General features: G+C 35.0%; 19 protein-coding genes. 10 read left to right on the top strand and 9 right to left on the bottom strand.

Annotated elements, in window-relative coordinates:
• Nucleotides 1–4: 4 nt before the first annotated feature.
• The 5 genes from AC1DTM_RS11810 (at nt 5) to AC1DTM_RS11790 (ending at nt 2,989) form a co-directional block, all read left to right on the top strand.
• The gene (locus AC1DTM_RS11810) at nt 5–610 is read left to right on the top strand and encodes an ABC-2 transporter permease (RefSeq protein WP_477000255.1); all 606 of its coding nucleotides are present in this window, start codon (nt 5–7) and stop codon (nt 608–610) included.
• Between the two features lie 14 nt (nt 611–624).
• Nucleotides 625–1,257: an ABC-2 transporter permease gene (locus AC1DTM_RS11805; protein ID WP_477000253.1), complete on the top strand. Its 633-nt coding sequence runs from the start codon at nt 625–627 to the stop codon at nt 1,255–1,257.
• Nucleotides 1,258–1,325: 68 nt separating this feature from the next.
• Nucleotides 1,326–1,949: an ABC-2 transporter permease gene (locus AC1DTM_RS11800; RefSeq protein WP_002160504.1), complete on the top strand. Its 624-nt coding sequence runs from the start codon at nt 1,326–1,328 to the stop codon at nt 1,947–1,949.
• 11 nt (nt 1,950–1,960) lie between these two features.
• A complete protein-coding gene (locus tag AC1DTM_RS11795; RefSeq protein WP_477000252.1) occupies nt 1,961–2,557 on the top strand; it encodes an ABC-2 transporter permease in 597 nt (198 codons plus the stop codon).
• Between the two features lie 246 nt (nt 2,558–2,803).
• Nucleotides 2,804–2,989: a hypothetical protein gene (locus AC1DTM_RS11790; RefSeq protein WP_002160506.1), complete on the top strand. Its 186-nt coding sequence runs from the start codon at nt 2,804–2,806 to the stop codon at nt 2,987–2,989.
• A gap of 16 nt (nt 2,990–3,005) precedes the next feature.
• On the opposite strand, the gene AC1DTM_RS11785 is transcribed toward AC1DTM_RS11790, so the two are convergent.
• From AC1DTM_RS11785 to AC1DTM_RS11765, 5 genes are all read right to left on the bottom strand, one after another.
• Entirely contained in the window at nt 3,006–3,263 is a 258-nt protein-coding gene (locus AC1DTM_RS11785) for a DUF3975 family protein (RefSeq protein WP_016106140.1), read from the bottom strand.
• Between the two features lie 15 nt (nt 3,264–3,278).
• The gene (locus tag AC1DTM_RS11780) at nt 3,279–3,593 is read right to left on the bottom strand and encodes a DMT family transporter (protein ID WP_002015033.1); all 315 of its coding nucleotides are present in this window, start codon (nt 3,591–3,593) and stop codon (nt 3,279–3,281) included.
• Between the two features lies 1 nt (nt 3,594).
• Complete coding sequence (locus AC1DTM_RS11775) at nt 3,595–3,927, bottom strand: DMT family transporter (protein ID WP_016106139.1); 333 nt, start codon at nt 3,925–3,927, stop codon at nt 3,595–3,597.
• 71 nt (nt 3,928–3,998) lie between these two features.
• On the bottom strand, nt 3,999–4,580 hold the full coding sequence (locus tag AC1DTM_RS11770; RefSeq protein WP_016106138.1) for a TetR/AcrR family transcriptional regulator: 582 nt from the start codon (nt 4,578–4,580) through the stop codon (nt 3,999–4,001).
• A gap of 99 nt (nt 4,581–4,679) precedes the next feature.
• Nucleotides 4,680–5,657 (bottom strand): LacI family DNA-binding transcriptional regulator, encoded by a 978-nt coding sequence (locus tag AC1DTM_RS11765; RefSeq protein WP_477000251.1) that lies wholly within the window; start codon nt 5,655–5,657, stop codon nt 4,680–4,682.
• A 316-nt stretch (nt 5,658–5,973) separates the two neighbouring features.
• On the opposite strand from AC1DTM_RS11765, the gene AC1DTM_RS11760 reads away from it, so the two are divergent.
• Nucleotides 5,974–6,510 carry a hypothetical protein gene (locus AC1DTM_RS11760; protein ID WP_016106136.1) on the top strand — a complete coding sequence of 179 codons (537 nt, stop codon included), beginning with the start codon at nt 5,974–5,976 and terminating at the stop codon, nt 6,508–6,510.
• 37 nt (nt 6,511–6,547) lie between these two features.
• Here AC1DTM_RS11760 and AC1DTM_RS11755 read toward each other — a convergent pair whose 3' ends face one another.
• Nucleotides 6,548–6,931 carry a rhodanese-like domain-containing protein gene (locus AC1DTM_RS11755; RefSeq protein WP_002034000.1) on the bottom strand — a complete coding sequence of 128 codons (384 nt, stop codon included), beginning with the start codon at nt 6,929–6,931 and terminating at the stop codon, nt 6,548–6,550.
• Nucleotides 6,932–7,101: 170 nt separating this feature from the next.
• Here AC1DTM_RS11755 and AC1DTM_RS11750 point away from each other — a divergent pair, with 170 nt between their 5' ends.
• Nucleotides 7,102–7,938, top strand: a complete 837-nt coding sequence (locus AC1DTM_RS11750; RefSeq protein ID WP_477000250.1) for a lipoate--protein ligase family protein — start codon at nt 7,102–7,104, stop codon at nt 7,936–7,938.
• Between the two features lie 28 nt (nt 7,939–7,966).
• Here the strand turns inward: AC1DTM_RS11750 and AC1DTM_RS11745 are convergent, their stop codons facing one another.
• The 3 genes from AC1DTM_RS11745 to AC1DTM_RS11735 all read right to left on the bottom strand — a co-directional run bounded on the left by AC1DTM_RS11745 (nt 7,967) and on the right by AC1DTM_RS11735 (nt 10,004).
• The gene (locus AC1DTM_RS11745) at nt 7,967–8,809 is read right to left on the bottom strand and encodes a hypothetical protein (protein WP_002111777.1); all 843 of its coding nucleotides are present in this window, start codon (nt 8,807–8,809) and stop codon (nt 7,967–7,969) included.
• A gap of 200 nt (nt 8,810–9,009) precedes the next feature.
• Nucleotides 9,010–9,681: a DUF1129 family protein gene (locus tag AC1DTM_RS11740; protein ID WP_088099504.1), complete on the bottom strand. Its 672-nt coding sequence runs from the start codon at nt 9,679–9,681 to the stop codon at nt 9,010–9,012.
• Between the two features lie 5 nt (nt 9,682–9,686).
• Nucleotides 9,687–10,004 carry a PadR family transcriptional regulator gene (locus tag AC1DTM_RS11735; RefSeq protein WP_000556081.1) on the bottom strand — a complete coding sequence of 106 codons (318 nt, stop codon included), beginning with the start codon at nt 10,002–10,004 and terminating at the stop codon, nt 9,687–9,689.
• A gap of 156 nt (nt 10,005–10,160) precedes the next feature.
• On the opposite strand from AC1DTM_RS11735, the gene splB reads away from it, so the two are divergent.
• The 3 genes from splB to AC1DTM_RS11720 form a co-directional block, all read left to right on the top strand.
• Nucleotides 10,161–11,186, top strand: a complete 1,026-nt coding sequence (gene splB, locus AC1DTM_RS11730) for a spore photoproduct lyase (RefSeq protein ID WP_016106133.1) — start codon at nt 10,161–10,163, stop codon at nt 11,184–11,186.
• 133 nt (nt 11,187–11,319) lie between these two features.
• A complete protein-coding gene (mntR, locus tag AC1DTM_RS11725; RefSeq protein WP_001143080.1) occupies nt 11,320–11,748 on the top strand; it encodes a transcriptional regulator MntR in 429 nt (142 codons plus the stop codon).
• A gap of 53 nt (nt 11,749–11,801) precedes the next feature.
• The coding region (locus tag AC1DTM_RS11720; RefSeq protein ID WP_477000254.1) for an HAD hydrolase-like protein at nt 11,802–11,915 on the top strand (114 nt) is incomplete at its 3' end.

The following is an 11,915-nucleotide window of genomic DNA, read 5'->3' as shown; positions in this document are numbered from 1 at the left end:
GAGTATGCCTCTTTTATTCTTTATATTAGAGCCAGATGGTGAAATGTTATTTCCGATGAGCTGTCTATTTATAACTCTTTCCTCCGTTATGACGTTAATCTTTATGGATGAAAGGAATAAAAGTGACATTATTATAAATAGTTTACCGTTAAGCAGAAAGGATATCATTATTGCTAGATATATTTCCTGTGCAATATTCATTGTAGGGGGCATGGTTTCCACTATGCTAGTTGTTTTTCTTATAAGAGGTATCGCTGTTATTGATGATATCGGTGCATACCATCCTAATTTGTATATTGAAATTCCATGGTATGGAGTAGTAAATGGGGCTGTTTACGCTTTGGTTTTTGTTGCGGCATTTTTTCCTAGTTATTACGGAACGAAATCAAAGATAGCAAGAAGTATATTGTCAGGAGCATCGATGGCAGTAGGTGGAATTGCATGGATATTTATAGGGGATGGGCTGAACGAAACAGCACCATCATTCATTAATTGGATTATGAATCCATCACATCTTGGCGTATTTATAGTTGGAGGAATTATATTGGCTAGTGTATATATCGCTTCTATGTTTCTAACAATTAAAATTTATGGATCGCGTGATTTATAGAGAGGGGAATTTGTATGAAACAGTTGATTTTGAAGGAGTTTTTCTTACAAAGAAAAATGTTTCTTATCTATTTAATCTTGCCAATATACGGAGCATTCCAAAGCTCTATAGAACCATTTCAATTGGCGTATGTTTGTTTTGTTATATGTCTTTCGATGATTTCAATTTCTTTATCAGTTGAAGAAAAAAATAACACAGAAAAAATATTAGTGAGTTTACCTTTTACTAGAAGAGACATTGTTATTGCGAAATACATGACTATTGTATTTTTTATTGCATGTAGTCTAGTTGTTACATTTGTTTTCTTTGTACTACCTGTATTTGTATTAAGAGAAAATATAAATATTMCGTGGTATGCATTATTTATAGCTATTTTCTTTTCCGTTCTTTATGCTGTTATGATTCTCCCCATAAAATATAGTGGGGATAAGCGAACGGTTACTTTCCTTGGAGTAGTTATATTTTTTCTTCTAATAGGTTTGTTAGGGTTTATGTGCAATATATTTGCTGATGAAAGGCTTCTGTTAATGTTTTTTCAATCTTCAGATGTGATGCTAGTTATAAGTATTTTAAGTATAGTGGCATGTTTAAGTTATTTCATCTCAATGCTTTTTTCAATTGCGATTTTTAAAGAGAAGGAGCTTTAAAAATTGTATATTTGATTAATAAGAAAAAAATGTTTAATGTTGCRAGATGCGACTAGGAGGTGTAACAAATAATCAAGCAACTAGTTTTAAAAGATATGATGTTGCAAAGAAAGTTAGGGTTTGTTTACCTAATATGTTTGCTTTTCCTTGTCATTGTTGATTTTCGTAGTGATAGTTTTCTGATGACATTTAGCATGTTTATACCTATTCTTGGCATGATGCTTTCAATGAGTTATGAGGATAAAAATAAAAGTGAAATGATAATAAATAGTTTACCGTTTCAGCGTAAAGAAATTGTCATAGCAAAATACATATTTGTAAGTATTTTAGTTGCTTTAGGTGGGGTTTTCCCATTTACTGTTAGTTTAATACAGTTGCAAAACGAAAATACAACTGTATTTATGCTATGGGGAGCGATTCTTGGAGGAATAACAGGTGGCTTTGTTTATAGCATAATCGTACTTCCGATTGAATTTTCAGTAGGGTATAGCAGTGCCAAACAAATTGCTCCTTTTATCGGAATTGCATTTGGGTATTTAAGTGGACTGATTGTAAGTAACGTATGGTTAGGTGTAGAAAATGCTTGGAACACTAGTATATTCATAAATATTTGTTTTATAGCAGGGCTGCTTCTTTTATATGTCATGTCGATGGTACTTTCAATTAATTTGTATAATGAGCGTGATTTGTGAGGGGGGGAATGTTGTTGAAACAACTAATTTTAAAAGATTTCATCGTCCAATGGAAATTTTTAATTTGGTACATACTGTATCCTATTTTCTTTTATATGGCTTTAACAGATACGAAAAATTTATTCATAATTATGGCAGTAATTGTTACAGTCGGGGCAACAGTAAAAATATTTGAAGCAGATAGTAAAAATGAGAGTGAAGTTATATTGAATAGTTTGCCAATATTGAGAAAACAAATTGTGTTTGCGAAATATATAGTAGCAATTATTATTCTTTTCATAAGTGTAACGATTGGTTGTTTCACGATGGGAATGAAGAATGGAGCTAATGTATTTGAATTTATTGAAACGACAGTGGTTGCTAGTATTAGCTTTACTTTAGTGTATTTAAGCTTTGTTTTACCGATATCATTTTGGCTAGCATATAAAAAAACTGTTTTTATTACGATATTCATATTTATAGCACCGATTGTTATTGTAGAGACGTTCTTTCAAATCAACCTGGAACAAATTCAACTATATAATAGCTTATTATTCGGGGGTTCAATATGCATGTTAATAGTATCGGTCTTCGTTTCAGTAAAAGTATATGAAAAAAGAGAATTTTAAAAGGTGCCTCATGAAAGGCACCTTCTTCAATAATGACAATATGAAAGCAGCAGTTTATAAACAGAAACGCTATTCGGCAAATCTTTCGGAGTATGTAATATAAAGCTGAAAACGATGATGAGAATGAGAAAGAGAAAAAATAAAAATAGGATCTGCTTATGTATAGAATTTTGCATAGGATCCACTCCTTTTTTAGGTAGTATGTCCAAAAGAAAGGAGGGTATGAAAATTTTAGGAGGGAGAATGATGAAAAAAAGAAAATGGTTGTATAGAATAGGGGTACTTTTATGCTCAATTGGTCTCATATTAGCAAATTTTTATTCGGATATACCACCGCTATTTCCTAGTTTGCATAAAGGGATTGGTATGAGTGTTGTCATAGTTGGTCTGCTTTGTCTTATCGTATCAAATTTCTATAGAAAATCTAAATAGACAGAAAAAAGGACAGTTACTCTTTTTCAGAAGAACTGTCCTTTTTAAATAACTTATTCCATAGTTTGGTAATACTCCATATAATGATGATTGCAATGGAGGCAATAATTGACCAAACGATAGATGCAATTTCAAGTGCCATGTTAGGAAGGAATGTAAGAATGGATATTACTCTATGAAACAACCAGTCTATTATATGAAAACTTATTTGTAATAGAATGACGATCCCGAGTGTAATCCATGCTAACATTTGTTTTCCTTTTTCTTTCCACATGACATTCACCTCACGTTAGCCTAATAATTTTAAGCCAACAGCGCCGCACAGAATGCAGCTTAAGAAGGCAAGGCGGCGCCAATCCGCTGATTCACGGAAAATAAGAATACCGAGAAGTGCACTTCCGGCAGTTCCGATTCCAGTCCAAATTGCATAAGCAGTTCCCATCGGTAATGTATTCATTGCAAGGGATAAGAAGAAGAAGCTTACGCCGAAGTTAGCGATTAAAATAACTTTTGGTGCCCAGCCCTTCTTTTCAGTGGCTACTTTCATAAAGAGTACACCAACAATTTCACAAATACCAGCTAGAATTAAAAATACCCAAGCCATTTTATGCGGCCTCCTTCGTTTCTTTTTCTTCTGTTACTCGTTTTAAACCAATTACTCCGAAGAAGATTAAACCGATTAATAAAACTTTTACGATAGAGAAAGGTTCTCCGAAGATGAAAATCTCTGTCAGAACGATTCCACCAGCTCCAATTCCTGTAAAGACTGCGTATACAGTGCCGACAGGTAAATCTTTATAAGCTCTAAATAATAAGATGAAACTAATTGTAATTAATAGAGCAACACCAGCCCACTCAAGTGGTGCCTCCGCTTTTTTAAGTCCAATAACCCAAAAGATTTCAATAATACCAGCTATGATTACATAAATCCATGCCATATGTCATTTCTCCTTCCTACCAGTCGTTAGGTAAAGGGCTTAAAAACGACGCATTGCAAAGGAGCAATCCGTCAGTTTGAAAGTCCGCGCCAAAATACTTTCCAAGAAGCTTCTAAACGGGTCTCAAAACGATTTAAACCTGCGTATAGTAGTTCAACCATAAGGCCGTCAAGTAAGCATAAAAAAGCCTCCAAAGCGTCTTTTACTTCAATGTTATGCAGTTCATCTTGTTCGCTTGCTCTTTTAAACACAGGGAATAAAAGTTTTCCGACATTTTCAATGTGTACATTCGCTTTATCAATAATTTGTTCGCGAAATGCATCCGGCGGAAAATAAGAAGTTCGTAACCAAAACATTGATTCTTCACTTTCACCAAATCGTTTTGCATAGCCTTTTAACAAATTTAAGAGCAATTCTTCAGTAGACGATTTGGAAAAATTTTCGATATCGTCTGTGAAGCTCTGCAAATCATTTTGAAGAGCGGATTCTAAGCATGTAAAATATAGCTCTTCTTTTCCTTTAAAGTGTGCGTAAATCGATGGCTTTTTAATCCCAACTTCTTGAGCAATATTTGCTAATGAAGTTCCTTCGTAGCCGTAGCGCGCGAAATGAGAAAGTGCTACAGATTTAATGCGGTTTGCTGTCATTTTCATCCCCTACCTACCGTTCGTTAGGTTAATTATATGAGATGAAAAATATAAAGTCAATAGGTGAAGAGTTGAAAAAAGAGCGCTATAGTTAACGCTCCTTTTTTAGACTGTTTCTCGCTCAATTAAATGGAATGAAAGTTCTTCTGTGCTTCCGATAATTTGCTCGCTTTGCATCTGTTTATGGAATAAAGAAAAGGCATGTGATCCCATTGTGAGCCCGGGATGTTCAATAGTTGAAATTTCTAATGATTTTGAAATTTCATGGTTATCAAATCCCAGGATGGCGAGGTCTTCAGGTATGCGAATGCCATGTTTTTTTGCCTCTGTTAATAAACCAGCAGCAACTTGATCGTTCGCTGTGAAAATAGCGGTTGGGCGATTTTTCATGTTTAAAATACGGTGAAGTATTTTTGCCCCGTCCTGCATCGTATAACATTGATGGAAAATCCAATCAGGGTGAACTGTTTTTCCTTCGTGACGAAGGGTATCGGCGAAAGCTTTTTCACGCTCGATTGAATTAACACTTGTTTTTCTTGCTAAACAAATGCCGATTTTTTCATGACCTTTACTGAGTAAATAGGAAGTACCGAGACGGAAGCCCTCATAATGATCTACATAGACAGATGAAATGAGGGGATGGTTCATTTTTTCACATGAAATAATAGGGGCAAATTTTGCGAACGGTTCAATTTGTTCCCATGAACTCGTGCGAGAGCAAATAATCATCCCGTCAAATTGCTTCATTTTCATCATTTCAAGAACGCGAATTTCTTCAATACTATCGTAATTCGTTTGGCATAAATTAATATGATATCCAGCTGCTAACGCTTCGTTTCCGATTCCTTCAATGATCGTGCTAAAGTACGGAACATTAATGAAAGGTAGCATAACGCCAATCGTATATGTTTTACCTTTTATTAAATGGATAGCATTTATATTTTTTGCATAGTTCAATTCTTCAACTGCATCTAAAACACGCTTACGCTTTTCTTCTTTTACGTAAGGATGATTATTAAGGACACGGGAAACCGTTGATATGGATACACCAGCAGTTTTTGCAATTTGTTTTATATTGGCCATATGTATCACCTCTTTACTTAATTATAAGGGGAAAATAATAAGAATGAAAAAATCTTGACCTGAAAAGCTTTTCACAATCTATGTTATAAGCATGACTTCTGTTATTCGCGTAACCTTTTTATTTGGGCGTAAGAATAGCGAGGTCTTTTTTGTATGTCTGCAAAGGATTTTTGTCAAAATGTGTGAGAATAACGTGGAAAGTTTTCGGAGGAGGTGTTTGATAACGAAGCGAATAGAAGAGAGTATAAACGCTTCGCTCGTTAAGAGAGCGGTATGAAAGGGCGGAAACAAATTGAAAAAAGGAATCATTTGTTTCGTGTTTTCTAGTGTAATACTTAGCTCATGTTCATTTCAGCAAACGATGCAAGAAGAAAAAACATTTGTAGGAACAACAGGAGGGGCTAAGGACCGTGTTACTGATCCGATTCCGCTAAAGGAACTTCCAAAATATTTTCCGGCGAAGTTTAAAGTTCCAACGTTTTTACCTTATGACATTACGAGTGATGTGAAGGGAGAGGTAAGAACGATGGGAAAGAAGAATGCTGTCTTAACGATTAAATATAAGCAACAAGAGAAAGGAAGGCACGATTATATAGAATTAACAGTGGCCAACTTTTCTTACAGTTTTCCATACCTTGTAGAAGAGAATCGATTTCAAGAACAAATGAAATTGAATAATGGAGCACCTGCTTATTTTAAAAATAAGGATGATTACGAGCAAGGGGACGAATTTGCTACGCTTATATGGAAAGAGAAGGGGATTGAATATCAGCTATTATATCGTAATGTAGATGAGAAAGATGAAGATGTGATTAAACAAAATCTACTGTACATTGCGAACAATATGGAATAAAAAAACTAGCTGTATCGTGCAGCTAGTTTTTTGTATGTTATTTCTTTTTAATTTTGCCTGACCAAGATTTAAATCCACCTTTTAATTGGTAGAAATCTGTGTAGCCTTGTTTTTTTAAGTATTGAGCTGCACGACCTGTACGGAAGCCACTTTGGCAATATAAATAAACCGGTTGATCTTGGCGAAGTTCTTTGTGGCGAAGGCGAATTTGTGATAACGGAATGTTACGCGCACCTAAAATATGTCCCGCGTTAAATTCATCTGCTTCGCGAATATCGATAAGCTGTGCTTTACGGTAGCCAGCGCGAAATTCTTCTTCTGAAAGTGTTTTAATTAATTTTTTCTGATAGAAATACATCCATACAGTGTAGCCGATGAATGCTGCAATTGCCGCTAGTATAATAATCAAGTTTGTTGACACGATTCTATCGCTCCCTTTTTTCTTATCCTACTTTCAATATTATAATGCCCATATGTATTTATGCAACAGATTCATTTGTATATAAGAAGAAATTTCGTATTCTTTCACAAATTTTGTCGAATTTGGTAGACTAGAGAATGTGAAAAATAATTGGTTATATGAGGTGCAGGATGGGAAAAGAAAAATGGTGTTATATTAACTCTGGTCAATGTTCACCAGCATTTAATATGGCGTTAGATGAATGTTTATTAAATTGGCAAAGTGAAAAGAAAATGCCACCAACAATTCGTTTTTACGAATGGGAAGTACCAACATTAACAGTCGGGTATTTTCAGCGTGTTGAAAAAGATATAAATATGGATGTAGTTAACGAAAAGAAATATGGATTCGTTCGTCGTCAAACAGGCGGCAGGGGTGTACTACATGACAAAGAATTAACGTACAGTGTTATTGTGTCTGAAGATCATCCGGATATGCCAAAAACAGTTACAGAAGCATACCGCGTTATTTCGCAAGGCTTATTATACGGTTTTAAGGCATTAGGATTAGAAGCGTATTATGCGGTTCCGAAAACAGAAGCGGATCGTGAGAATTTAAAAAATCCGCGTTCAGGAGTATGTTTTGATGCACCATCTTGGTATGAAATTGTAGTTGAAGGAAGAAAAATCGCAGGTAGTGCTCAAACACGTCAAAAAGGTGTTATCTTACAGCACGGTTCTATTCCGTTAGAAATAGATTTAGATGAGTTATACGATCTATTTTTATTCCCGAATGAACGTGTAAAAGAGCGTATGAAAAACATGTTTTCTTCTAAAGCGGTAGCGATTAATGAATTAACAGACCGTACATTTACGATTGAACAGTTAATTCAAGCGTTTGAAACTGGATTTGAAAAAGGTTTAGATATAGAGCTTGTGCCGTATGAACTAACAGAAGAACAGCTTCATGAAGTTCAAACTTTAGCAAAAGAGAAGTATGAACTTCATGAATGGAATTATAAAAAATAAGGAGATGGCGACCGCCATCTCCTTATTTTTATAGTAAATTAAGTACTTTTTCTACTTTGATTCCTTTATCTTGTAAAGAACGAAGGCGATTTACAACGTCCATAATTTCTTTGTCGAATGTAACGCTAATACCTTGGCTTTGTAGCTCTTTTTTTAATCCTTCAATAGAATCATCTATGTCGATGCCAAGCTCGTAATCTTGACAAACTTCAATTGTCTTTTTCACAAGTTTAACATAATTTTCTTGTAGTTTTGTATTTGTTTCAGTCAAAGCAGGTTGCTTCGGTTTTGCAGGAGTAACCGGTGCTGTCTCTTGCTTTGTAACTGGAGTAGGTACTGCTTTTTTCACAGGTGCTGGAGTAGATAGTTCTACAGCTGCTTCAACACTTACTGACTTCGGCGTTGGTACCGGAGTAGGCTTAGGTGTTATAGCGGGTGTTTCTACACGCATAACAGGTTTAGGAGCGGGTGTAACTGCTTTAGGAGCCTCTACAACTACTTCTTTGTTCGGAGTAGCTTCTACAACTGTTTCTTCTTGCTCAGCAGCTTCTTTATTTTCTTTGCTCCACATAACGCGTTCAATTTCTAGAGAAACATTGTTCTTATTCATCGCTGTTAATGTAACTTTACCAACTTCCGCGTTCCCAGTGAAATCAACAATTTTATAAATAACACTCTTGTTCCAATCCACGTTTCCGCTCAAAAATAATTCTTCGTTACATTTCGGCGTTAAGCCCTCGATTTTAATTTCTGCGTTTACACCGTTTTCACTGTATACCATAATTAGCGAAGCATTTACATCTTCGTCTGCTAACATTAGTTCACGTACCATTTTKCCGGTGCGTACTTGCGTTTTCTTCTTAACTGACATCTAATTTCTCCTCTCAAAAATTCAGTAATAATAAAAAAATCGTATAACGAAAAATAATTGCTCACGAAGATTTATGATACCGATAATAAAAGCATCACGTCAACAATTAACTTTAATTATTTTGCATTTTTCTTATTTTCTTTATGAAATTTTTCAATTTGTAAAATTATACAGAAGAAAAACAGCCGTTTGAAGGGCTGTTAAAAATTTGATTTTTTGTATAGTAATTTATATAAAATATAAAATAGAATAGCGATTAAAGCGTTTTGCCAAAAGGTTAGATGATAAATGAGATAAGGTTGTTTTTTGAAATAGACATTTAAAAATACAGCTGAACAAAATGGAGTAGCAAATGCAAATCCAAATAGAATCCTTCTTTTCCAATTCATCTTTTGATCAAAGGAATAGCGCTTTAATAAATATAAAATGAAAAGTATGCCTAGTATAATAAGTGAAACGAACAAAGTGGTTCCAGGGATGCTAAAAGCTGGGCTTAATTGTTCGATATTCTTCTCGAAGATTAAAATGAAAGTCGAAACAAGTGCATCTATTCCAAACTGTATAGCAAGAAGTAAGCTAATAATAAAACCGATTAAAGAAGTTTTTTCTAGCTTTGTTTGGGTTGGTAAAGCTGATATAAGTTCATCACAGTAAGATCGTAAATCATTTCCGAAAATATCATAAGCATTTTTATTTTCTGCTTGTGCTTCGATGAGATGATCTAATATTTCTAATAAAAGTTCTTCTACTTGATGTTCGGGTACGTTAGATAACCGAAGATATACTAACATATCACCGTAAGTAGCTTCGTTTTCAGGTGTTAGAAATTCGCGTTTTTTATTGTTCAATTCAACCATGTCTTGCGCCTTCATCCCTATCACTCCCCTTGTAATAAGTTATTTACCGTCGTTGAAACCATTCCCCAACTTTTTTTAAATTCTTCAAGCTGTTCTAATCCTTTATCGGTTACGTGATAATATTTTCGTTTTGGACCGAGTGAGGAAGCTTTTAATGTTCCTTCAATAAGTTTCTCTTTTTGCATGCGTAACAATAAAGGATAGATGCTTCCTTCACTTACGAATGTAAAGCCGTGTTTATTTAATTTTGTACTTAGTTCATATCCGTACACTTCTTCTTGTGAAATGATATATAGAATGCAACCTTCTAGTACACCTTTTAACATTTGGCTGTGCATGATTTCACCACCTTTTATCCAGGTAACTTGCCTTGCAAGGTAGCTGTTATCTAAATTATAACAGTCAGTAACTTGCAACGCAAGTTACTGAAGTGGAAAACTTTAATCTGTGTTAATTTTCATGTGCTTCCCATACTAACGAGAGGAGGGAAGCACATGAAACCATTTATGCCAAAACTCGTTTACTTTGAACCGAGGGCACTCGAATATCCGCTTGGAAAAGAGCTTTATGAGAAGTTTACGAAGATGGGATTAGAAATTCGTGAAACGACATCACACAATCAAATTAGAAATTTGCCAGGCGAAAATGAATTGCAAAAGTATCGTAATGCAAAAGCAACACTTGTCGTTGGGGTGAGGAAGACGTTAAAGTTCGATACATCAAAACCGTCAGCTGAATATGCAATTCCGCTTGCAACAGGGTGTATGGGACATTGTCATTATTGTTATTTGCAAACGACGCTTGGGAATAAACCTTACGTTCGCGTGTATGTGAATCTAGATGAAATATTTGAGAAGGCAAAGCAATATATGGATGAAAGGGCCCCTGAAATAACAAGATTTGAAGCGGCGTGTACATCAGACATCGTTGGAATTGATCATTTAACGCATGCATTAAAGCGGGCGATAGAGTTTATCGGAGAAAGTGAACATGGACGTTTACGTTTCGTTACGAAATATTCGCATGTTGATCATTTATTAGACGCAAAGCATAATGGGAAAACGCGTTTTCGATTTAGCATTAATTCACGTTATGTGATTAAAAATTTTGAACCGGGGACGTCGCTATTTGAAGAGCGAATTGAGGCTGCTCGTAAAGTAGCGGGGGCTAATTATCCGCTTGGCTTTATAGTTGCGCCAATTTATATGCATGAAGGGTGGGAAGAAGGATACCGAGAATTATTTGAGCGATTGTACAATGCGTTGAAAGATATGGTGATACCAAATTTAACGTTCGAATTAATTCAGCATCGCTTTACGAAACCGGCAAAAAAGGTCATTCAAGAGCGTTATCCAAATACAAAGCTTGAAATGGATGAAGAGAAGCGTAAATATAAATGGGGACGATACGGGATTGGGAAATATGTATATCAAAAGGATGATGCAGAAGTATTGGAAGAAACAATAAGAGGTTATATATATGAGTATTTTCCTGATGCAGAAATTCAATATTTTACATAAGGGGAATCTGTATTCTTTTTTTGTTTTATATATTTAGGCTCGTTTCCACCTTGTCACGTTATTCTTTCTGGTGTATCATTTTATTGATTGCTTCGTACGGAATAAGCAAAATGAAATTGGATGGAGGAAACCGATGCCTACCCCTAGTATGGAAGATTATATTGAACAAATTTATTTGTTGATTGATGAAAAGGGTTATGCCCGTGTATCTGATATTGCTGAAGCGCTTAGTGTACATCCATCCTCTGTAACAAAAATGGTGCAAAAATTAGACAAAGACGAATATCTAATTTATGAAAAATATAGAGGGCTTGTATTAACATCAAAAGGTAAAAAAATCGGAGAACGTCTCGTATATCGTCATGAATTGTTAGAACAGTTTATGCGCATTATCGGTGTGGATGAAAGCAAAATTTATAATGATGTAGAAGGAATTGAACATCATTTAAGTTGGGAATCAATTGACCGTATCGGTGATTTAGTACAATACTTTGAACAAGATGAAGTTCGAGTAGAAACACTTCGTGGTGTTCAAAAAGCAAATGAAGAGAAAAGTAATTAAGGGGAACGTGTGGCGTTTCCTTTTTTATTTCAATCGAAAAGGACGGGAGAATAATGAAAGCAATTATTTTTGATTTTGATGGATTAATTGTGGACACAGAAACAATATGGTTTCACTCTTTCAGAGATGCTGTTCGTGAATACGGCGGCGAGTTACCTTTAGAGGAA

The sequence above is a fragment of the Bacillus sp. P4_D3 genome (assembly GCF_056401855.1).
The sequence above is the reverse complement of the archived record's forward strand: the minus strand, read 5'-3'. Positions and strand labels throughout refer to the sequence as shown.